At 54.4% G+C, this 22429-nt stretch carries 21 protein-coding genes and 1 tRNA gene; 14 read left to right on the forward strand and 8 right to left on the reverse strand.

Annotated elements, in window-relative coordinates; translation table 11 throughout:
* Positions 1 to 8: 8 nt before the first annotated feature.
* Positions 9 to 989: an HTH-type transcriptional regulator CysB gene (gene cysB / locus AC14IB_RS04445; protein WP_484230744.1), complete on the reverse strand. Its 981-nt coding sequence runs from the start codon at positions 987 to 989 to the stop codon at positions 9 to 11.
* Positions 990 to 1107: 118 nt separating this feature from the next.
* On the opposite strand from cysB, the gene AC14IB_RS04450 reads away from it, so the two are divergent.
* The 7 genes from AC14IB_RS04450 to AC14IB_RS04480 all read left to right on the forward strand — a co-directional run bounded on the left by AC14IB_RS04450 (position 1108) and on the right by AC14IB_RS04480 (position 6820).
* Entirely contained in the window at positions 1108 to 1905 is a 798-nt protein-coding gene (locus tag AC14IB_RS04450) for a sulfite exporter TauE/SafE family protein (protein ID WP_484230745.1), read from the forward strand.
* A 53-nt stretch (positions 1906 to 1958) separates the two neighbouring features.
* Positions 1959 to 3035, forward strand: a complete 1077-nt coding sequence (locus tag AC14IB_RS04455; RefSeq protein ID WP_484230746.1) for a 3-deoxy-7-phosphoheptulonate synthase — start codon at positions 1959 to 1961, stop codon at positions 3033 to 3035.
* Between the two features lie 58 nt (positions 3036 to 3093).
* The gene (gene umuD / locus AC14IB_RS04460; RefSeq protein ID WP_484230747.1) at positions 3094 to 3540 is read left to right on the forward strand and encodes a translesion error-prone DNA polymerase V autoproteolytic subunit; all 447 of its coding nucleotides are present in this window, start codon (positions 3094 to 3096) and stop codon (positions 3538 to 3540) included.
* A 4-nt stretch (positions 3541 to 3544) separates the two neighbouring features.
* Positions 3545 to 4813, forward strand: a complete 1269-nt coding sequence (locus AC14IB_RS04465) for a Y-family DNA polymerase (RefSeq protein WP_484230748.1) — start codon at positions 3545 to 3547, stop codon at positions 4811 to 4813.
* Positions 4814 to 4866: 53 nt separating this feature from the next.
* Entirely contained in the window at positions 4867 to 5229 is a 363-nt protein-coding gene (locus tag AC14IB_RS04470; protein ID WP_068859730.1) for a DUF3024 domain-containing protein, read from the forward strand.
* Between the two features lie 45 nt (positions 5230 to 5274).
* Complete coding sequence (locus tag AC14IB_RS04475; protein ID WP_484230749.1) at positions 5275 to 6639, forward strand: GIY-YIG nuclease family protein; 1365 nt, start codon at positions 5275 to 5277, stop codon at positions 6637 to 6639.
* A gap of 105 nt (positions 6640 to 6744) precedes the next feature.
* A tRNA-Lys gene (locus AC14IB_RS04480) sits at positions 6745 to 6820 on the forward strand.
* A gap of 211 nt (positions 6821 to 7031) precedes the next feature.
* On the opposite strand, the gene AC14IB_RS04485 is transcribed toward AC14IB_RS04480, so the two are convergent.
* The 4 genes from AC14IB_RS04485 to AC14IB_RS04500 all read right to left on the reverse strand — a co-directional run bounded on the left by AC14IB_RS04485 (position 7032) and on the right by AC14IB_RS04500 (position 10527).
* On the reverse strand, positions 7032 to 7610 hold the full coding sequence (locus tag AC14IB_RS04485) for a TMEM165/GDT1 family protein (RefSeq protein WP_484230750.1): 579 nt from the start codon (positions 7608 to 7610) through the stop codon (positions 7032 to 7034).
* Between the two features lie 9 nt (positions 7611 to 7619).
* Positions 7620 to 7811 (reverse strand): efflux RND transporter permease subunit, encoded by a 192-nt coding sequence (locus tag AC14IB_RS04490; RefSeq protein ID WP_484230751.1) that lies wholly within the window; start codon positions 7809 to 7811, stop codon positions 7620 to 7622.
* Positions 7812 to 7836: 25 nt separating this feature from the next.
* The gene (locus AC14IB_RS04495; protein ID WP_484230752.1) at positions 7837 to 8175 is read right to left on the reverse strand and encodes a hypothetical protein; all 339 of its coding nucleotides are present in this window, start codon (positions 8173 to 8175) and stop codon (positions 7837 to 7839) included.
* 96 nt (positions 8176 to 8271) lie between these two features.
* On the reverse strand, positions 8272 to 10527 hold the full coding sequence (locus AC14IB_RS04500; protein WP_484230753.1) for a hypothetical protein: 2256 nt from the start codon (positions 10525 to 10527) through the stop codon (positions 8272 to 8274).
* Between the two features lie 181 nt (positions 10528 to 10708).
* Here AC14IB_RS04500 and AC14IB_RS04505 point away from each other — a divergent pair, with 181 nt between their 5' ends.
* From AC14IB_RS04505 to AC14IB_RS04515, 3 genes are all read left to right on the forward strand, one after another.
* Positions 10709 to 11113, forward strand: a complete 405-nt coding sequence (locus AC14IB_RS04505) for a hypothetical protein (protein ID WP_484230754.1) — start codon at positions 10709 to 10711, stop codon at positions 11111 to 11113.
* 150 nt (positions 11114 to 11263) lie between these two features.
* Complete coding sequence (gene katG, locus AC14IB_RS04510) at positions 11264 to 13447, forward strand: catalase/peroxidase HPI (RefSeq protein WP_484230798.1); 2184 nt, start codon at positions 11264 to 11266, stop codon at positions 13445 to 13447.
* Positions 13448 to 13564: 117 nt separating this feature from the next.
* Entirely contained in the window at positions 13565 to 14416 is an 852-nt protein-coding gene (locus AC14IB_RS04515; protein WP_484230755.1) for a sterol desaturase family protein, read from the forward strand.
* 19 nt (positions 14417 to 14435) lie between these two features.
* Here AC14IB_RS04515 and AC14IB_RS04520 read toward each other — a convergent pair whose 3' ends face one another.
* Complete coding sequence (locus tag AC14IB_RS04520) at positions 14436 to 15092, reverse strand: TetR/AcrR family transcriptional regulator (RefSeq protein WP_484230756.1); 657 nt, start codon at positions 15090 to 15092, stop codon at positions 14436 to 14438.
* A gap of 127 nt (positions 15093 to 15219) precedes the next feature.
* On the opposite strand from AC14IB_RS04520, the gene AC14IB_RS04525 reads away from it, so the two are divergent.
* From AC14IB_RS04525 to AC14IB_RS04535, 3 genes are read left to right on the forward strand one after another with little or no spacing between them, the layout of a single operon-like run.
* Positions 15220 to 16677: a flavin-containing monooxygenase gene (locus AC14IB_RS04525; RefSeq protein WP_484230757.1), complete on the forward strand. Its 1458-nt coding sequence runs from the start codon at positions 15220 to 15222 to the stop codon at positions 16675 to 16677.
* 11 nt (positions 16678 to 16688) lie between these two features.
* Positions 16689 to 17504 (forward strand): SDR family NAD(P)-dependent oxidoreductase, encoded by an 816-nt coding sequence (locus AC14IB_RS04530; RefSeq protein WP_484230758.1) that lies wholly within the window; start codon positions 16689 to 16691, stop codon positions 17502 to 17504.
* Positions 17505 to 17514: 10 nt separating this feature from the next.
* Positions 17515 to 18018 (forward strand): DUF2505 domain-containing protein, encoded by a 504-nt coding sequence (locus AC14IB_RS04535; protein WP_484230759.1) that lies wholly within the window; start codon positions 17515 to 17517, stop codon positions 18016 to 18018.
* A gap of 23 nt (positions 18019 to 18041) precedes the next feature.
* On the opposite strand, the gene AC14IB_RS04540 is transcribed toward AC14IB_RS04535, so the two are convergent.
* A complete protein-coding gene (locus AC14IB_RS04540; RefSeq protein WP_484230760.1) occupies positions 18042 to 19007 on the reverse strand; it encodes an alpha/beta fold hydrolase in 966 nt (321 codons plus the stop codon).
* A gap of 19 nt (positions 19008 to 19026) precedes the next feature.
* Positions 19027 to 20229 (reverse strand): sterol desaturase family protein, encoded by a 1203-nt coding sequence (locus AC14IB_RS04545; protein ID WP_484230761.1) that lies wholly within the window; start codon positions 20227 to 20229, stop codon positions 19027 to 19029.
* A gap of 161 nt (positions 20230 to 20390) precedes the next feature.
* Between AC14IB_RS04545 and AC14IB_RS04550 the strand changes: the two genes are divergently transcribed.
* Positions 20391 to 22427, forward strand: a complete 2037-nt coding sequence (locus AC14IB_RS04550) for a DUF1302 domain-containing protein (RefSeq protein ID WP_484230762.1) — start codon at positions 20391 to 20393, stop codon at positions 22425 to 22427.
* The last annotated feature ends 2 nt before the right edge of the window (positions 22428 to 22429 follow it).

Here is a 22429-nt window from a genome sequence, read left to right on the forward strand (position 1 = left end):
CCATGCCGTTAAAAACTCGGCAGCTCCCGACCCTTGAACAAATGATCCACTTCGGCACGGGCATCGCCGCGATTCAACACCGACTCCACCAGCCCCCGCGTTAAATGCGGGGCAAAAGTTTCAATGAAGTCGAACATGAAGCCGCGCAAGAACGTACCGCGCCGGAACCCGATGTGCGTGGTGCTGGGCTCGAACAAATGCCCGGCATCCAGCGCCACCAGGTCACTTCCATCTTTCTCGGCTTCAAAGGCCATGCTGGCAATAATGCCCACGCCCAAACCCAGTCGCACATAGGTCTTAATCACGTCGGCATCGGTAGCGGTAAACACGACGTTGGCGGCCAGACCGGCTTGGCTAAAGGCTTCGTCTAACTTGGAGCGCCCGGTAAAGCCGAACACATAGGTCACAATAGGGAATTGCGCGACAGCTTCCAGCGTGAGCTTATCCAATTGCGTGAGTGGATGACCCTTGGGCACAACCACGGAGCGATTCCACTGATACGCTGGCAGCATGACGAGATCAGTAAAGTGCTCTAGGGCTTCCGTGGCGATGGCGAAATCGACTGTGCCGTCGGCCGCCATTTCAGAGATTTGCTGTGGCGTGCCTTGGTGCATGTGCAAGGCCACGTCCGGGAACTTGTCACGGAACTCGGCAATCACCGGCGGCAAGCGATAACGCGCCTGCGTGTGGGTAGTGGCCAGGCTCAGGCTGCCTTTGGCTTCGTCGGAGAACTCCAGCGCGACCTGTCGAATAGACTCAGTCTGGCGCAGCACTTCACCTGCGAGCTTAAGGATAGCCTGCCCGGCCGGCGTGACGCGCGTGAGGTGCTTGCCGTTGCGGGCGAAAATTTCCACGCCCAGCTCATCTTCCAGTAAGCGAATCTGCTTGCTGATGCCGGGCTGCGAGGTGAACAGGGCATTGGCCGTTTGCGAAACATTCAGTTCATGCTGGGATACTTCCCAGATGTAACGCAGCTGCTGCAACTTCATCATCAAACTCCGACCGATATAACTCAATGCTATAAAGCTAGCATGAAAAATTCTTAGCTAAACGGTTAAAAACCCACTATTTTCGCCGCCCATCCTGTTTTCCTAGGCCATCTCTGCAATGCCCCTCGCGCCACACGATTTGCTCTTTATTCTTTCCGGCGCACTGGTCGGCTTTGTTGTGGGTGTGACCGGCGTGGGCGGTGGTTCGCTGATGACCCCGCTGCTAACCCTGATGGGCGTGCCGCTGCACACGGCGATCGGCACCGACTTGCTATATGCCTCCATTAGCAAAACCGGTGGCGCCATCGTTCATCACCGGCATCGCAACATTGATTGGCGCATCACCCTAACCCTCGCGGCAGGCAGCTTGCCCGCAGCGCTGCTGACCGTTTGGGGCCTGAAATACTGGTTCCCAGACGCCAGTGCCTACAAAAGCATTCTCACCCACGCCCTCGGCTTTATGCTGCTGGTGACGGCCCTGAGCTTGCTGCTGCGACCATGGCTGCAGCGCCGCCTGCAAGCACGCACACACACACCGGTACGCGACTTCTTGGCTCGCCATCAAACCGCGGCAACCATCGCAATGGGTGTGGCACTGGGCGTGCTGGTTACGTTGTCGTCGATTGGTGCGGGCGTGTTCGGCGTGATGGTCTTGGTGACGCTGTTCCCGGCCTTGGCCATGATTCGCATCATCGGCACCGATGTGACCCATGCTGTGTTGCTGACCTTGGTGGCGGGTCTGGGTCACCTCAGCATGGGCAATGTCGATTGGCATCTGCTCGGCCTGCTGCTCATCGGCTCACTGCCTATGATCGTCATCGGCACCAACCTCAGCTCGCGCATGCGAGAGGATCTGATTCGCCCCATTTTGGGCGTGACGCTCATGCTACTCAGCGTGAAGTTCATCTTTTTCTAAACTTTGCTTTTCGCCACTTTGCGCTATTATCGCGGGCTTGCGTGGAGACCGCTATGAACCCAGCTGACAATACCGTCGTCGACCTCAATATTCGTTCCATCGATGTCCTGATTACGCCTGAAGAGCTCAAGCGTGATTTGCCCCTCACACCAGCCGCACGTGCTGCGGTGGTTGAGGGCCGTCAGGTCATCCGTAACATTTTAGATGGCAAAGATCACCGCCTGTTTCTGGTGATCGGCCCCTGCTCCATTCATGACGTGAAAGCAGCGCATGACTATGCCCAGCGCCTGAAAGCGCTGGCCGCGAAGGTCAGCGACACGCTCTACCTGGTCATGCGTGTGTATTTCGAGAAGCCGCGCACCACGGTGGGCTGGAAGGGTCTGATCAACGATCCGCGCATGGATGACACTTTCCGTATTGAGGAAGGTCTACATGTCGGTCGTAAGCTTCTGATCGAACTCAACGAACTCGGCCTGCCCTGTGCCACCGAGGCACTCGACCCGATGTCGCCGCAGTACATGCACGACCTCATCGCCTGGTCAGCCATTGGCGCGCGCACCACGGAGTCGCAGACGCATCGCGAGATGTCGTCGGGCCTGTCGTCGCCAGTCGGCTTCAAGAACGGCACCGATGGCGGCCTGAAAGTTGCCACCAACGCCCTGCTCTCCGTGCAGAACCCGCACAGCTTTCTGGGTATCGATAACCAAGGCAAAGTCGCGGTCATCAACACCACCGGCAACCAGTACGGCCATGTCGTGCTGCGCGGTGGCGATGGCAAGCCGAACTACGATTCAGTGTCGGTGGCGCTGGCCGAACGCGAGCTGGAAAAGGCGAAAGCGCCGATGAACATCATGATCGATGCCTCACACGCCAACTCCAACAAGGACCCGGCCTTGCAGCCGCTGGTCATGGACAACGTCGCCAACCAGATCGTCGAGGGCAACAAGTCCATCATTGGCATGATGATCGAGTCGCACATCAAGTTCGGCCGTCAGGACATCCCCAAGGATCTGTCGCAGCTGGTCTACGGTCAGTCCGTAACCGATGGCTGCATCGATTGGGAAACCACCGAGAAAGCCGTACTGTCCATGCACGCCAAGCTCAAGGATGTGCTGCCGACGCGGCGCTGAGCGCGACGCTGACGCTGCCCCATTGACGTCAGCCTAGCATCCCGATAATACTGTCCTTATGAACAGTATTATCGGCAAACCCCTCATCCCATTCATTCGTCGTCGCTTCGCGTTTTTCGATGCGCTGATTCCGGCTGGCTTTCCCTCGCCAGCCGCCGACTACGTACAAAACACCATCGATCTCCATGAGCGTCTGATTCACAACGCCGCGGCCACGTTCTTTGTGCGCGCCTCCGGTGACTCCATGCGCGATGCCGGCATTGTTGATGGCTCGGTGCTGGTGGTGGATGCCTCACGCCCGCCCGTCTCTGGCCATATTGTGGTGGCCTGCTTGGATGGGAAATACGTGGTCAAGCGCCTGCGTCACAACCAGGGCCGCGTCGAGCTGCACTCGGAAAACAGCCTCACGCCCTACCCCGTACTGCGCCCCAGCACCGATTTGCAGATCTTCGGGGTGGTCACCAGTCATATTGTGGAACACCTAAAAAAACCAAGGAAAAGCTAAGCTCATGGCGCTGTATGCTCTGGTAGATGCCAACAATTTCTACGCCAGCTGCGAGAAAATTTTCGACCCCGCACTGGCCGACACGCCCTTGGTGGTGCTGTCCAATAATGACGGCTGCATTGTTGCACGCTCGGCCGAGGCCAAGGCGCTGGGCATTCCCATGGGTGCCCCCATGCATCAATGGCAGGCCTTTTGCGATGCTCACGGCGTGATCAGCAAAAGCTCCAACTACACCCTCTATGGCGACATGAGTGCGCGCATGTTGAGCATTCTGCAAGACATGTGCCCTCAGGTAGAAAGCTACTCCATCGACGAGTCCTTTCTCGACCTCGCCGGCTATGCCGATGCCCGTGCCTATGGCCTTCGTATCCGCCAACGCTTGCAGCAAGACATCAAAATCACCTGCGGCGTGGGCATAGGCGCGACGAAAACGCTGGCCAAATTCGCCAACCACCTGGCGAAGAAGCAAGCGGAATTCGCGGGCGTCTGCCAACTCAGCGCCAGCACCTGCGCGCACACTCAGGCACTCATGGCCGCCTACCCTGTGGCCGAGGTGTGGGGCGTGGGGCGACAACTGAGCGCACGCTTACAGACCGATGGCGTGGAGACCGTTTTAGATTTAGCGCGCTGCGATCCGCTGGCCATTCAGCAGCGCTATGGCATCGTGCTGGCAAAAACCGTGCGCGAGCTTCGCGGTGAGCCCTGCCTCACGCTCGAGGACGTCGGCCGCCCGAAACAGCAAATCATTGCCTCGCGCTCGTTTGGCACCACGATTACTGACCCCAACGCCATCAAAGCCGCCATTAGCCATCATGTCAGCCGAGCGGCCGAAAAGCTGCGTGCTCAGCAAGGGCAATGCGCACACCTGTATGTCATGTTGCGCACCAACCCATTTCGCGAACAAGATACGCAATATCGACGCAGTATTTTGGTGCCACTCGCGCAAGCCTCTGCCGATACCGGCCTACTTCTCGCAGCCGCCATGCGGGGTTTAAAACAGATTTTTGTCCCGGGTTTGCGCTACCACAAGTGCGGCGTCATGCTCGGTGAAATCAGCCCCGTCGGCCAACAGCAAACCGATTTGTTTGCCCCGGTTGATGACCCGAAACGCTTGCGTCTCATGGGCCTGATGGATCGAATCAACCGAGATCAAGGCGCTGGCACACTGCAACTTGCCAGCACACAACTCAGCAACACGTGGCAAATGCGTACCGGCAATCGCTCGCCACGCTACACCACCTGCTGGGACGAATTACCGATCGCCTATGCCTGAACGGCAGCGCAATCGTTATACTGACCCACATTGCCGACAGGGAGACTGGCTCGATGATGAACACCCGCTTACAAGCCCGCGTCACAGAGCACTTGGAAACGCTGATGGCCGAAATCCGGCCACTCCCCAGCGAGCGAACACACTTAGACTTCAGCTATCGCCTCAACGATGACGCCTTTATTGTGCAGCAGCACGCGCGCGCCCTCGATGCCGAAATGCTGGTCGCACATCCGGTGTTAAAAGTCCTGCATAGTGAAGACCCGGATGGCTGGCTGCTCTACGAGCTCAACAGCGACGGCCACTGGCAAGCCTATGCCGACATGGTGTTTAGCGCAGACCTGAGCGATGTCATGGGCGTCGCCCGACGCATGGCGGGCCTGGAAGAGCAACGCCCCTCCATCTCAGTGGCGAGCTAGCCCTGTAGACTTGCAGGCGCACCCAAACTTGCTAGGGTGCGCGCCATGTCCAACACACAAAGCAACCTGCACAGCCACTCCCGCGACGCTGACCTGCTACGCACGCTTGCCCTAGCGCTGGGTCAGCCCGTGGTCATCGCCGGCATGACCTTGAGTGGCCCACGCTATCATCGTGACCACCTAACTGCGCTCAGCCTTGCCACGCTCGACGCCGGCACCGTGAGCCTGCAACACTGGTCCAGCACCGCCGATATCGCACCACTCACCACACCCGATCACCCGATCAACGGCCTCTGGCAAGACCATTGGCTCATCGCTCACAGTGCACGCCTGCACTACGCCTATTTAAAAGCGACTTGGGCACGCGCCGATCAAAACCTACAGCTCCGCACCCTGTGTGCTCAGCGGCTAAGGCAAACGCTGAATCTTCCGGTCTGGCCGTTAAAGGGTGACGCCAGTGAGCGCCTCCGGCAAACGTTAGATAGCCTCCACGATGCGCTTGAGCAAGCAGGCCTCTGTGCCGTTCAAACCGCCATCAGCACGCTGAAAAAGCGCCCCAGCCTGCCGCCGTATTTAGATGAAACGCTGGTGGATGAAATGCCCACCCGCTGTGGCGTGTATTTTTTTCATGGCGACAGTGGCCTGCTCTATATCGGCAAAGCGAAGAACATCCGCCAGCGCGTACTCAGCCATTTCAGCAACGACATCAGCGATGCCAAAGAAATGCGCATGGCGCAGCAGGTACGGCATATCACGTGGGAGATCACCGCCGGTGAACTGGGTGCTCTGCTCCGCGAAGCGCGCTATGTGAAAACCCTACAGCCTCTGCATAACCGACAATTACGCCGGCAACAGAAGCTGATCTCGCTCACGCTCGCTGCCAACCCCGATGGCCTGTTGCAACCTCACTGGCTCGATAGCGATGCCGTGAATGCCGCCCAATCGCTCTACGGTTTGTTCACCTCACCCGCCGCTGGCAGCAAATTCCTGCGGCAACTGGCCAGCAACCACGGGCTCTGCGATTACGCACTAGCCCTGGAGCGCCGACTCAAGCGCCCTTGCCCCTCACGCCAGCTGAAGCGCTGCCAAGGCCTCTGCGACGGCAGTGAAACCATCATGAGCCACAACCAACGCCTGCAAGCCGCTTTAACTGCACACGCGGTGATGACTTGGCCCTTTGATGGCGCCGTGGTTATTACCGAAACCGATGCCAGCAATGGCGACACCGATTTTCACGTGATTCAACACTGGTGCTGGCTAGGCAGCACAGCACACGCTCACGAAATTGAAGGCATTGCGCGAACACCCACGCAAGCGCTGCTCGATAAAGACAGCTACCGGCTCTTGGTGAAAGCCCTGCTCGGGCTATCGCCGTTACCGCATCGGTTACTCACGCCAAGCGCCCGCTGAAAAGAAATGGCGGAATTATGGTCATCTAAACGTCGCCGCACTTGCCCAACGCCAGACTAGGCAATACACTACGCGCCGCTTGATTAGCTCAACGTTAGTCAGCATGGGTCGTTAGCTCAGTTGGTAGAGCAGTTGGCTTTTAACCAATTGGTCCTGGGTTCGAGTCCCGGACGACCCACCAATAACTTGTTGATCTTCAACAGAAAAAAGGCGCCCTATAGGCGCCTTTTTTTTCGTCCTCACGTTTGTGCCAAATTTGTGCCAGTGCTGTGCCAGATCTCGCCGAGCCTACTTTTCGTAAGCCAACATACAGCTCCGCTTCCTGACCAATTGTTTAATTCTGCACTGATCGACGAATTGGTGAGTCAGCACACGCATGACAAATCACATCACTAAAAACCAAAATGAGCCCCTGCGCCAAACAGCGTAGCCAATCCTAAAAAGGCAAAGATGGCTGCAGCGATTGAGTGAACCCACTTCATCGGTATCCTGGAGGCCAATTTGTCACCGGCAAAAACAGCGGGCACATCGGCGATGAGCATGCCGAGCGTCGTGCCCATGATCACAAGCACAGGAGCCGCATAGTGAGCCGCCAAGGCAACGGTAGCAATTTGCGTCTTATCGCCCATTTCAGCCAGGAAGAAAGTCACCAAAGTCGCTCCAAAAACTCCGAAGTGTTTGGCAACTTGAGTCTCTTCCTCGTCAATTTTGTCAGGGACCAAAATCCAAACAGCCATGCCAAGGAACGACACACCAAGAACCCAACGCAAAATCTCTGGCGTCACCGCATGCGTAATCCAAGCCCCCAGTGCACCGGCCAGGCCATGATTCAATAAAGTTGCTACGAAAATGCCCAAAATAATCGGCACGGGCTTCTTGAATCGCGCTGCCAACATAAAAGCCAAAAGTTGAGTCTTGTCGCCGATTTCAGCGAGAGCAACGACGCCAGTGGAGACAAAAAAAGATTCCATGAAGAGTTCCTAGGTAAGGTCCGGTAACGAGGTATGGCCAGTAAGGGGATTTTTCGCTCGAACTGCCTCGCCAAAACGCAGATAGAGACTGGGCACCACAAACATGTTCAGCGCGGTGGATGACAGCAGACCAAACAAGATGACCACCGCCATGGGGGCTTGGATCTCGCTGCCAGGCTCACCCGCCGCCAAGGCCAGCAAAACTAACCCGGCAGGATTTGAAGTCTTAAACGAAAAGGCTTAACGGGGGACGAAAAAGCCGATCAGGAATGGCGTGAGACATGCTGTCAGGCGGTGGAGCATTCAGCACCATCCGACCCGTAGGCGCATCGAAGAGTTGAATATGTGCAAGGCTTGCCGGCATATGCCCGAGCAAGTGACCCATCATGCTATGGGCATCAAGGTGTGTATCAGGTGAAACTAGATCAGCGCCATCACCTATGTCGTCATGATGCTCCAACACCCCTACATGATGCCCTGAACGCCCATCATGATCATGCACGATCACCATCTGCCAGCCGAGGCTGGGAGACAGGAAGGTGGCCAACATGAGCAAGAGCGTCATGCGGCAAATCAGATGATGAGTGAGCGTCTGCATAGGTATGAGAAACTAGCACTGGCCTTGGGGCAACACAACCGACAGCGCAGCATGAAAACACCCTCAGTTTTTCAGCGGAGGCTGTTTTCTAGCCCGCTCCACTTTCGCCCAGCGCTGCAAATACGCTTCCGCCGAACGAAATACATACTTCAGTGCTTTCTCACCATCGGGCTGCATTTGGATATCGGCCAAGTAGTCGGGAAACAGGCCGTAATGCGCCACGCCATCCACATTTAAGTCGTAGACGCGCTGTCCAGAAACTTGTTTGTCAAAAACCACGCGCCCGTCATAGGACTTGAACGGATATTTTAAGGGCTTAGAAGCCACATCTTCGCGTGGGCGCGCTTGAATATGCAGGCCATTAATGTCCGAACCCATGCCGGTTGCCAGCTCGCGCGTATTGCCAAAGAGCTTAAGGTGCAAGGCCTCCAAGTCGTTCACAAAGGTAATGAAATCCGTACTCGTGCTATCGGGTAACTGGGAAATGAGCCCGCCGGTTTGCAGAATACGGTCGGAGTCTTTGGTTTTGGCAGAAACTTCCCCCGTGTGCCCAGAGAACACGGGCACACCACGCGCTTGAGCAATATCAAAGATGCGATTGCGCGCCAAAGTGCCCGTGTGATCGGTCTCGACCCAAATCCCGTAGTCAATCAAGCGATGGATAAAGTGATCCCCCAGCGGCGTCAGCCCTCGGGCATTACGTTGGCATCCCGTGACGGGCTGCACCGGCGGCGGGTTAGTGAACATCAGCAAAATCGTGTCAAAAATGCTGCGTGACTCGACTTGGGCCTCATTCGGCTGAATGTTATCGGGGCCATCACAAGGCACGGTGGCGTATGGGTGACCGGTTTCCACTAAGTTCGCCACGCTATACAACGCATTCATGGCCGGCTCATCGGTCAGTCGCGTACCGCCAAAGGCGTTGTCCACTAGGTGGATCGGGAAAATGGCGCGTATGCCGCGTTCATACCACGTGTTCAGATCGCGCTCGATGGATGCCTCCGTGCAGTCCGGCCGGTCCAGAAACTCACCGCAATCAAAGATTTTTTCATTTTCGGTACCGAGCACCACCGCCATCTGCCCTGACTCAATCACGCGTCTGGCTTCGGCCGAGCTGGTCACAATGCGAAAAAATCCTAGTCCGGGGCCGCCCGCCTGAGCATCAATATAGTCTTGCAGACCCAGCACTAATTGCCGCTGCACCTCAATGGTTTCCATTTCATTGCAGTCCGTGCCTTTCAGCGGCCAGAGCAAGCAAAGTCCCTCGTTGGCCACCAAATGATTAACCATGAGGCGCAGCCCGCCCATCCAAGCGCGCTTAAGCCACATGTAATAGGTCTGCTGATGAATCTGGCCGCCATAACTCGGCCAGTCCTTAAAAGTTGGCCAGCCCACCACATCATGTTGCGGTGGCCCTTGATTCGGATTGACCACCACATCCACCAGCGCCAGCTCTCCCGTTGGGCCATGGTTTTCCTCACAGCGACCCAAGGCATGGGTAACACCAAACTTATGAAATGGCTTGCCGTAACCTAAGCGGCCACCGAACATTTCATGTCCGCCTAAATGCATATGTGTTTCTGCATAACCAAAGACCGTGCCATCCGGGTTACGGCCTTTGAAGGGCTCGCCTTGGGCATTCACGGATATCTCGGGAAACTCGGTGCAACCGGTGGCCGGAATAAAACGAAATTGACTGGCACCGGACTCAGCTAAAAGCCCCTGCTCGGTGACCACATTCACTACATCCAACGCGCCGGCAGCTCCACTGATTCGCCATTCCGAGCTGTCGTCCGGCTTGGCTTGCATGGCTAAGGATCGTCCGGCGCCCTCCCGCACAGCACCACTCACCACCAAAGACTGTGCGGTGACTTGCTCCCCGACCTGATCCACACCATCTGCTACTGGGTGCACATCCGCATTTAGGTCAATAAAATCGCCCAAACCTTCCACCGTCTGACCCAGCTGCTTCAAGATATTTTCTAACTGACTGGCGGGCACTTCTGCCGCCAAGGTTTGACTTAAGAAACGCTCCTGTGGATCAAAAAAAACATAATGACCCAAGCGTGTGGGCTTCATAAAAAAAGGCGTGGCGTCTGCAGGCTTCATCACTAAGGAGACCAAACCGGAGGGGCTCGTCTGAAGATAGCCACCCGTACCCTGATGTCGTGCGATGAAGCACTGATTGGCTAACTGATATCGGGGTTCTGCGGTGCGCATGGAGGGTGCCGCATCGGAGTTGCGGCTATTTGGGCGCTCGCTACCACAGCCCACTACCACGATCGCGCAGGCAATAAATAGTAAGTTTCTAGTTCTCATGAATAGATCCTGCAATACAAAGTGATGAAACCCACTCAATATTTTTTTAAGTTATTGTTTTAATTATATATTTTTAATATATATTTCAAATTAAATCTCAAAATAAACTATTTATGTAACTAAATCCAGCCAACGCATCTACGCTACGATGCTAAGAGACGAATCTACTGGGCATTAAGGCATGTGCAGCGGCATTGAATACGAAGGGCAAATGCATCTCTGGAAGGACCCCGCTGTTCACCTGCCCATTCGCCTGCGAGATGGCACATTGAAATGGGTACGCTGGGGAGAACGACACGGCGTCGAGAGCCCTTTTTTCCAAGGCCCTTGTGCCCGCTTAGAGTCCATTCATGAGGGTAAGTGGAACCGATTTAATCCCGTTGCTGTAAAAATCGTAGTGAATCGCTACATGGAGCGCGACCTAAAGAACAAGCCCTACTGGGTGAAAGCACCTGAAGGCGCTGTACTGCAAGGCCTGCTCGCGACGTGGGGTGATGCACAGCGTGTTTATGTTGTGACCACCGAAACACCCACTGAATTTCAACATGTGCAGCCGCGTTGGCCACGCATGATAATCATTGATTAACTTAAGCTATCAATAATTAATAAATAATTAATTTTAAAAAAAACTAGTGCGCACCTAGGATCCAAGATGCTTACTTATCAAGCGAAAGAGGACATACCCATGCGTAAACCCATCAATAATGCTTTGGCTCTCGCCATCGCATTGAGCGGCATGACCTTCATGCCACTCACTGTTCAAGCGAATAACAGCAATAACACGTCAAATCAGTTCTGGTGGCCCGAACTCATCAACCTCGCTCCGCTCCGTCAGCATGCTGCTGAATCTAATCCGTTAGGTGAGAAATTCAACTACGCCCGTGCTTTCTCGAAGTTGGACCTAAACGCTGTTAAACAAGATATCCGTAAGACCCTAACCACATCACAACCTTGGTGGCCCGCTGACTATGGTCACTATGGCCCCTTTTTCATTCGTATGGCCTGGCATAGTGCAGGGACCTATCGTGTGAGCGACGGCCGTGGCGGCGCGGGTGGTGGCCAACAACGCTTCGAGCCGCTGAATTCCTGGCCTGACAACGCCAATCTTGATAAAGCTCGTCGCCTGCTCTGGCCGGTAAAACAGAAATACGGTCGTAGTCTGTCTTGGGCCGACCTCATGGTATTGACGGGCAATGTGGCACTGGAGTCTATGGGCTTCAAAACCTTCGGCTTTGCCGGCGGGCGCACAGATGACTGGGAGCCAGATCTCGTTTATTGGGGGCCTGAAACTAAGTTTTTGGCCGGTGAGCGTCGAGATAAGAGTGGGAAACTATTAAACCCTCTTGCTGCAGTGCAAATGGGGCTTATTTATGTGAATCCTGAAGGCCCCAATGGCGTGCCTGATCCACTGGCAGCAGCGCAAGATATCCGGGAAGCTTTTGGCCGCATGGCCATGAATGACGAAGAGACGGTGGCTCTGATTGCGGGTGGCCACACCTTCGGCAAAGCGCACGGAGCTCATAAGCCAGAAGAGTGCGTGGGCGCAGAGCCCGCTGCTGCTGGCTTGGAAGAACAAGGTCTTGGTTGGAAAAATCGCTGCGGTAAAGGTAATGCTGGCGATACGGTTACCAGTGGATTGGAAGGTGCTTGGTCCGTCAACCCTATCGCTTGGACCTCGCAATACTTAGACAATCTATTTGCTTTTGAGTGGGTGCAGTCACGTAGTCCTGCCGGTGCCATTCAATGGATTCCAGCCAATGGCCAAGCTGCTAATTTGGTACCGGACGCCCACGATAGCAAGAAGCGTCACGCACCGATTATGTTCACCACTGACTTAGCACTTAAGGAGGATCCGGCGTATCGCAAGATCGCACTTAACTTCAAGGAAAACCCCGCGGCTTATCAGCTCGCCTTTGCCAAAGCGTGGTACAAGCTGACGCATCGCGACATGGGGCCCCGCTCGCGATACCTCGGGTCTGAAATACCCAAAGAGACGTTGCTTTGGGAAGATCCACTGCCAGAACGTCAATATGCACTGATCAACGCAGCAGATGTCACTGCGCTGAAAGCCCGTATTTTGGCGTCCGGTTTGAGCCCACAAGCACTCATCCGCACGGCGTGGGCATCGGCCTCAAGCTACCGGGGTACCGATATGCGCGGAGGGGCCAACGGCGCGCGTATTCGTTTAGCACCGCAAAAGGACTGGGCGATTAACCAACCCGCAGAACTGGCGAATGTCTTAGTCAAATTAGAGGCTATTCAGCAACAATTCAACAATGCGAAGGTCGGTGGCAAGCAAGTATCACTTGCTGACCTGATTGTACTCGGGGGCAATGCTGCCATTGAGCAAGCGGCCAAGCAGGCGGGGCATAAGCTACAACTGGCTTTTGCGCCAGGCCGTGTTGATGCCAGCCAAGCGCAAACGGATGTGAGCTCTTTTGCTGCGCTTGAGCCAATGGCTGACGGCTTCCGTAATTATTACGGGGAGCAAGCCACCCTTTCACCGATCAATGCACTGATCGATAAAGCCAATATGCTGACCTTGACCGTGCCTGAAATGACGGTGTTGGTTGGCGGCCTGCGAGCGCTTAATGCGGGTACCGATGGCGAAGGTAAAGGCGTACTCACTGGCAAACCAGGCACCTTAAGTAATGACTTTTTTGTGAACTTGCTCAGCATGGACACGCTGTGGACAAAGTCCGCGACGAAGCCAGGTCTATATGAGGGCAAAGATCGTAGCACTGGCAAGCTTAAATGGACTGCATCGCCAGTGGATCTGGCCTTTGGCTCCAGTTCTGAGCTGCGCGCTATTTCGGAGGTCTATGCTGCGGCAGATGGTCGTGAGCAGTTTATCCAGGACTTCGCCAACGCGTGGACTAAAGTCATGAACTTGGATCGTTTTGATCTGAAAGCAAAGTAAGCACTTAAGTGGCCTGCCATTCTATGGCAGGCCACTTTGCTAAGAGCTCCCTGTGCCGTTAGGCTACAGCGCTGACTACCCAAGCCACTAAAATAAAAATACTGTGGAGTGCTTAACATGAACGGGTTTCAAGCGGCCGCTGTGCTGGCCATTTTTGTCCTATTCGCCGCCATTGAACTTAAACGTGGCCGCTTTTGGGCCAAAGAAGCAACGCAGGAAGATAAATGGCTGGACGCCGTGGTGATGGTCGTCTTCCCCATCATGATCGTGCCCACGATTTTCTTCACCAGCTTCTGGCTGGGCACGCAACACTTCGCAGAGTATCGCGATGTCCTCGCGCACTTGCCGTGGTGGACAATGGCCATCACCCTCCTTCTTGCCGATGACTTAACGCAGTACTGGTGGCATCGCCTGTCGCATAGCACCTGGATGTGGCCCTTCCATCGTGCACATCACTCGGCGGCCTATATGGGCGTCCGTGTCGTCTACCGCAATAATTTCTTTTACTACGCAGCCATGCCTGGCTTATGGCTGTCGGGCGCACTTGTCTTTCTAGGCTTTGGCTGGGTTTACGTGGTCTATTCCGTCATCAAAATGGCCGTCATTGTTGGCGCTCACTCGGAGGCACGATGGGATGAAGCGCTGCACCGACACCGTTGGTTGCACCCTATCGCCTGGGTCTTGGAGCGCACCATCTCAACACCCGCAACACACTACGCCCATCATGCCTTGAGTCAGGATGACGGCATTGGGTATTACCAAGGAAATTACGGCAACTTACTGTTTTTCTGGGACATTCTTTTTGGTACCGCGCGAATCACTCGACGCTACCCACCGACTTTTGGCCTTCCCGATGATCGTCGCTTGGGCAGTGAGCGTTGGTATATCCAATTTTTTTACCCGATTTTTCGCTCTAAGCGCGCAGAGACCGTACTTTCCGGACGCCCGGTTAAAGCACCAGAGAATTAATTAAGACCGGCCTTGTCAGTCATCGGCTCAGTTTCGCCTGCAGCAGCAATCCATTAAAGACGATTTTCAAGGCTGCAATCACCTCGTCACGAGGCTCCCGATAATGGGATAGCAGCCAATTCATGGCCGAGCCACTGACGGCACTGATGACTGCGCGAGACACTAAATTCGCTCGCGTATCGTCGGGTATCCATCGCGGGAAATTGTGCTGCGTTAATTGCTGAAGAAAGGTCACGAAAAACTGAAGCGATGCCGCATAGCGTTGGTCAATTCGTGGGCTGACTCCTAAGACCTCCAACCAAACCACGCGTGCTGTCACCGGGTCTTCTACAAACTTAAACAGGGCATTAAGCGCTGCCGTCACCATGGCATCCCAATCGCTTTTTTCATCCACCGCGTTTATGGCGGCAAGGACGTGAAGCTGCATCTGCCCAATGCGTTCGTCATAGACCGCTTCCAGCAGGTCCTCCATGTCCACAAACGACTCGTAAAAATACCGATCCGTTAAACCCGCGGTTTTGCACAGCGAACGCATATTGGTTTTTCGGTACCCCACGGTACCGAATAAGGTCAGGCCGGCTGCAATAAAGGCAGCGCGCCGACGTGCTTGGCGTACGTCTGGGGCTTCACCGCCATAGAGGCGTGAAGGCGCAATTTCTTTTGCAGGTACGTCCATGAGCATCCAAATCAACCATTCGTCAGTTCGCACTAGTTTACGAAGAAAATAATTTGACGACAACTGTATTCAGATATAAATTGACAACACGCAACATCAGATAGCAATACATCGTCGAGGATATCCAATGCAGCAACATGACATCATCATTATTGGCAGCGGTTTCGGTGGACAGTGTGCCGCCATCAATTTGCTCAAGCGTGGCATCACCGACTTCCGTATCCTCGAACGTCGCGACTTCATGGGGGGCACCTGGTGCCAAAACAGCTACCCCGGCGCGGCCGTTGATGTGCAGTCACCGCTCTACTCCATCTCTTTCGAACCCTACAAATGGACGCAAATGTTCGTCGAACAGGCCGAGCTTGAGGAATACACGAACTTCGTCATCGATAAGTACAAACTGCGCGAGAGAACCGAGACAAACTGCAATGTTGAGCAGGTGCGCTGGCAAGCTGATAAGCAGCGTTGGATGATTGAGACTAGCGCCAAAGGGGTATTCGAAGCGCGTATTGTGATCAATGCATCGGGTCCATTAAGCACGCCCGTCATTCCAAACTTCCCCGGCCGCGACAGCTTCCAAGGCGCAACTTTCCACACCAATCACTGGGACCACGACGTCAGCCTGAAAGGTAAGCGCGTGGCCATTATTGGCAGCGGAGCATCGGCCGCTCAGGCCATTCCGGCCATCGCGCCAGAAGTGGGTCACCTGCACGTATTCCAGCGCACGCCTCACTGGGTCATGCCTCGCCCAGACCGTAAATTCTCCGGCTGGCAACGCGCACTGCTCGGCATCAAGCCGCTGCACAAGGCCCTGCGCTCGCTGATTTATTGGGAACTTGAAACCCGTGTGATTGGCTTCAAATACTCTTCTTGGGGTTTAAAGCAATTCGCCCAGAAAGTCGCACTTCGGCATATTGCAAAGCAAATCAAAGACCCCGAACTACGCGCCGCCGTGACGCCGGACTACACCATTGGCTGCAAGCGCATTATTTTGTCGAACACGCTTTACCCTGCCCTGTGCCGCGACAATGTATCGCTGCATACCAAGGGATCAGGCGTCGCAGAGATCACCCCAACAGGTATTCGCACGCAAGACGGAAAAGACATTGCAGTTGATGTCATTGTCTACTCAACAGGCTACGACGCCACCGACGGCGCAATTTCCTATCCTGTGATTGGGCGCAACGGCACCACCCTTCAGCAGCAATGGGAAGAGTTCCCTCGCGCCTATTTAGGCACCGCGATGCCAGGCTTTCCGAACTTATTTGTGGTCACCGGCCCGAATACGGGCATCGGCCATACCTCGGCGATCTTCGTGATTGAGGCGCAGATGAACTACATCATGAAGAGTCTTGATGCGCTCAAGCAGGCGGGCAAACAAGCCATTGAAGTGAAGCCCGAAGCCGAAGCCAACTACACTCAAATGATCCATGAAGAAATGAAGCAAACGGTATGGAAATCTGGCGGCTGCAATAGCTGGTACCAATCCAAAAGCGGTCACGTCATTGCGATGTTCCCGGGCTTCAGCTTCACCTACCGGCAAATGGCCAATCGTTTTAAGCCCCAACATCACCTGTTTACCTGAGGAATCCGAACATGTCTTTAAAGGATAAAGTCGTCGTTATTACCGGTGCGGGCTCAGGCATGGGGCGTGCTTACGCGAAAGTGTATGCTGCGGCTGGCGCACGCTTAGCACTGAATGATTTTGATGCCGCGAGCTTGGCAGAAACGGTTGCGCTGCATGGTGGAAAAGACACATTAAGTGCCGCCTTTGACGTGTCTGATCGGGAGGCTATGTTTGGCTTCGCTGAAGACGTGATGCGCGCCTTTGGTCAAGTGGATATCGTAATTAATAATGCGGGTGTTGCCGGCGGAAACAAGCCCGTTTGGGAGCTCTCCGTTGCCGACATGGAACGCACTCTGCGCATCAATTTCTATGGCGTGGTGCATGGCACACAGGCTTTTCTGCCGCACATGCTCGCCGCTGGCAGTGGTCAACTGGTGAATGTCTCCAGCATTTTTGGGCTGGTAGGCGCCCCGTTTAGTGGTGATTACTGCGCCAGCAAATTCGCTGTTCGCGGCTACACCGAGGCTCTCATGGCCGAGCTACAAGATACTGGCGTGACGGCTCATCTCGTACACCCCGGCGGCATCGCGACCAATATTGGCAAAGTAGATGGCCAGGAACTTGAGTTCTCTAAGCATTATCTGGTGACGCCGCCTGAAGCGATTGCGACGCATGTGTTACAGGCACTGTTGAAAGGTCGCGCCAAAATTGTTTACGGCAAAGACTCGTTCAAAACTTGGGTGGGCTCAAACCTTGTACCGACCGGCCTGATGGCTAAGCTCGTCTGGCGCGACATCAAGCCGGTATTAGACCTCGCGCCCTACAAAGGCCTGCGTAAAAAATAGAGATCAGCGTATGAAATTTCGTTGTGACCATGCTTTCGAAGCGCCCATTGAGCGTGTCTTGGCGATGTATACCGATGCGGCCTACATCCCTGCCAAGTATGCGGTCATGGGCCTGCGGGAGGTCAGTGTAGTGCGCCGCGATCAGGATGAAGCGCATCTGGATGTCACCCACCGATTCCTTGAGCAGGCCAGCATTACGGTACCCACCATGGCTCGCAAGCTTATTGGAGACAGTGATTGGTTTTCCGTGGCGCAAACGGAACGATGGCATTTTGCCAGCCTGACCGGTGAGCTCATGGTTGACATTGAGCCCTTCAAAAAATTCACGAGCATTCGCTGTGATATGAAGTTACTAGCTACCGCGAGTGGCTGCGTGAACCAAATGATGTGGGATGTGACCTGCTCCGTACCCCTCTTGGGCGGCACCCTGACAAAATTCTTAGCCGACGATATTCAGCGCAAAACTCAGCGCGACGGCGTCGTAGCGCGCCAACTTTTGGCCAGCCACTACTGACGCCGCTTACGTCATCAGAGTGCCTAGCGGCGCGCGAGAAACGCCAGTGCATCGGCAACGGTTTGCTCCGGAATTTCTTCCATGATGACATGACCTGCGGGCGCATAAACCCTCAGTTCATCGTTGGGCATGTGCGCCGAGAAGGCTTGTGCCACGGCCAAGTTGCGATGCGTGTCCTGATCACCCCACATCAACAGCGTGGGCTGTTGAATGCGCTGCAAAGAAGCCGCAGCTTGCGGAATCACCTCATCGTAGGTTTTCATAATGGCGGTAAAGGCTCGGCGGTTTCCCTCGCGCAGCATTAAATCGTAGTAGCGATCTTTATCGGCCTGAGTCAGCTTGGCGGGTTGTGCATAGACATGCTCTAAGGACTGCTCCACCAACGATTTAGGTGTGATGTACCAAGAGAACACACTCGATACCGGCCACTTCGCTAGCTTTAAACCCAAATCAAACGCTTTCGCTTCAGGCACGTCGTAATCTAGTCCGCCCGGCGATAACAGCATTAGCTTAGCCACGCGCTCAGGCGCATGACGAGCATATTGCCACGCGTATAAGCCGCCCAAAGAATTACCCACTAAATGCGTTTGCTTCAACCCCAGCCGGTCGTGAAACGCATCTAAAAAGGCCATCATACGTGCATGACCGTAATTGTTATCAGGAAACGGGCCGGTTAAACCAAAAGCGGGTAAGTCCAAGGAAATCACACGATATTGCTTTGCCAGCTCCCGCTGCCAGACCGCCCAGGTGTGCAAGGACGCTCCCGCGCCATGCAGCAGCAACACTGTTTCTGCCCCCTGAGGATTGCTTTCTCGGTAATGCACGCTCAAGCCATCAATCGTGACGAAGCGTGAGTCAGGATAGCTATAGCGCTGAATCAGTTGCTCTACCGAAATGTCGTCAACAGCCCCAATGCCGAATCCGAAACCCGCCAGCAAGATGGCGCCAAGCCCCAGCCAACGCAGGCGTTTTGATGAACTCAATGACATGACCAACTCCGGTACTGAATTACTTCACATGAAAGTCTTTGGTGATGGGGGGCGTATACGACACATGCCCAAACACGCAGCGCCAGCGCACATCCCAGCGCTTGTTATGCCAGAGCTCATAGAGCACTTGCATTACCCCTGAGAACACCAGTTTTACCGGACTGTGAGTAAGTTCAGGATTGCCCCATAGCCCCACCCTTGGCGCCGTCGGCACTAGGGGTTGATACGTTTTAAACAGGCGGTCCCAGAGCATGAGGAAACCGCCGGCAATATTCACGTTATTGGTTTTGTTTTGGTTGTAGGGCGAGCTGGCATGATGCAAATAGTGGTAAACACCATTGCCGCCGAGATAACTGCTCCAGCGAATAAAGCGACTGCGAATGCCATCTTGGTACATCTTGGTTTGATGGCCGAAGATTTCCGGAATCCACATCACAATGTGATAAGCAAAAATTTCCGCGTAAAGCGGGCGCTCATAAAACAGCTTACTGATCGTGCCAAAAATAAATACCTTGGGTACGACCAAGACGAGAAAAGCTGGAATTGAGGAGATAACCACGGTGGTCGTCATGCCCACCAGAACGGGCGGCATGTGGTGAAAACGATGCAAGACCAACCACAGCACACGGTTGTGATGGCAGAGTCGGTGTATCCAATAATGGAAAAAGCCTTGCAGCTGATAAACCAAGATGAAAGCCAGCAGCAGGGGCAACTGAACCAGCGTAGGCACTTGCTCAATTTGCTGATTTGACCAGGCCACGAGGTTCTGAACTAGCTCAAAGCCTTGCTGAAAGGTGTAACCCTGAGTCACGCCAATGGCGCCAATCAAGGCCATCGTCACCACCACAAAAATAATGTTCAGCGTATTGGCGGTGGTAAACAGGACCAAGGTCTTCAGTGGTAGCTCAGACCCAGCATGGCTCACACGCCAATGCCCTAAGGCAAGAATCCAGGTGCGAAAGAGCAAATGAATAACCAATACGCCCAAGAGAATGTTGGCTAATAACGGGTATTCGCCATACCAGAGACCCACCATGGCCTGCACTTGCTCCACAGTAAACTCGTCACCTAGGCCAAAACCCAGCCAAGCGCCCGGCAACAGCAAAATAAAAGTCAGCGGAAAAATACAGGCAAAGCCAATAAGAGCAATGCGCTCGACAATCCGCCAACGCTCTGAAATATCCGGAATTTCGGCAAGAAGTGTGGCAAAAACCTTATTCATGACCGCTCCTGTGGTGCTTTAGCTAAGGCATGTTAGGCAGGAGCACACCGTCTCGCATTGGCCTGCAAGCGGATGGCTAAGCGCCTCGTGACCAATGAAAATTGCCCACGAGCTACTTAAAGTCCAAGTCAATAATACAACCTCGGAAAGAGAGTCCAGCGATGCTTCGTATTGCATTTTTGATCAGCTTAGGGGTGCTATCTCAACAGGCGATCGCCCTTGAAGGCGAATGGAACGATATTCGATTTAATTTTAAATCTACCGTGACCGCAGGCTTGGCTATTCGTGCAGAAGAGCGCGATTTGGACCTGGTGGCCAAATTGTCTGTGCCAGGACAGCGGGGTAACGATCTCTGCAGTAATGCCAATAATGGCTGTACAACAGTGGAAGGCAACGCTGCCTTTATTCGCGCCCGGGGCCAATTTGGCGGAGTGAATGCGGATGACGGCAACTGGAACTACGAAAAAGGTGATATCACAGATTCATTGGTTCTGTTTAGCCCTGAAATCAAACTCCAACGCGGCGATATCAAAATGGAGTTCTCCGGGCTGTTCTTTTATGACCCAGTAAACGCGGACTTCACCGAGTTCCATGCCGACAATACATTCCAGCCGACTCACACACCTCGCGAACAAGAGGTGGTCGATGCCTATGCTCGAGGCGCAGAACTTCGCAAAGCCTTCGTGCAAGTCGATCAAGACATTCTCGGGCAGTCCTTTAGCCTGAAGGTCGGACGGCAAGTGCTACCGTGGGGCGAAGCCCTTACGGTTCTCTTTAATAACCTGAATCAGCTCAATCCTCTGGATGCGAATGCAGCGGCGCGCCCCGGCTTCCAAGTCAGCGATGCCTCCGTGCCGGTCAATATGGCCGTACTGAGCTTTCCTATTGGCGATAGCCTGTCGGCTGAATTCGTTGCACCGCTTGAATGGCGTCCAGTGAATGCCCCACCCCACGGCAGTTTTGCGGCGATTTCGGACATTCCCTACAACCACTTCATTACGCTGGGTGGCAACATACATGAAGATCCTAACTTTGAGTCCAAAGTCTATTACCCAGCCAGCCTAATCTCATCCAGTAGTTACACTTCGAAACTACTGCCATATAACTACGGCAATGCGTCCAATAAAGGTCAATACGGTGGACGACTCACCTATGTCGCGGACTGGCTCAACGATGGCACCGAAATTGGCCTGCACTATTTGCGCTACCACAGCCAGCTGCCCTATTTGAGTGGCTTTGCCGCTAAGAGCACCTGTATTCGCCCAACGACCAACAACATTGCAATGGCTCTCGTGGATTGTGGCGGGTTTAAGGGAAGTCTTTTCCAGGGCGGCCAAGAGCCCTTGCCGATTAACACCTCAAAATTTTTTTTGGACTATCCAGAAAATATTGACCTGTTTGGTTTGAGTTTTAATACCAATGTCTTTGGCATGGCACTGTCGGGGGAGTATGCCTATCGTCCCAATATGCCACTGCAAATTCATACTACCGATGTGGTGTATGCCTTAACTCAACCGGCGCTACCCCAAAATGAGATTAACGGGGGTATTGCCACACTACCCTCCCGAGACCGAGGCATCCCCTCCTATCTAGCCGCATACCGCGGCGGTATTGAGCCCGAGCAACTGGTGCGGGGCTATGAACGCTTCCCGGTCAGTAATGTTTCCATTTCCGGTTTGAAATTATTCCCCAATAACCCGTTTGGTGCCGATGACATGATTAGTATCTTGGAGTTAGGCGCCACCTATGTTCACCGCATGACGGACTTTCATGTGTTGCCGCTAAATGGCCCCGGCGATAATACTCACCCCAGCGCAGGTGCTGATGGCACCGGCAATGGCAGTGGCAGCACCGCCCCGGACACAGGCCGCCTCACCCCAACCACGCAGACGTTTAACATTCCCACAGCGCTGTCTTACGGCTATCGGACGGTCAATCGCTTGATTTATCACAAGCTCATTCCCGGCGCGGTCTTTGAGCCTACCCTAACGTTCTTCCATGACCTCAAGGGCATTACCCCCTCGCCGGCCACGAACTTTGTTCAAGGCCGCCGATCAGCCTCGTTAAGCATGCAATTACGCTTCCCCAATGAGCTTTTACTCGGCGCCGGTTATGAGGCCAAGTTTGGCGGCAGTGAAAAGGAAAATATTGAAGCCGATCGCGATCGCATCGTGCTCTACAGTACCTTCAGTTTTTAAAC

It is taken from the genome of Perlucidibaca sp., from assembly GCF_057084925.1.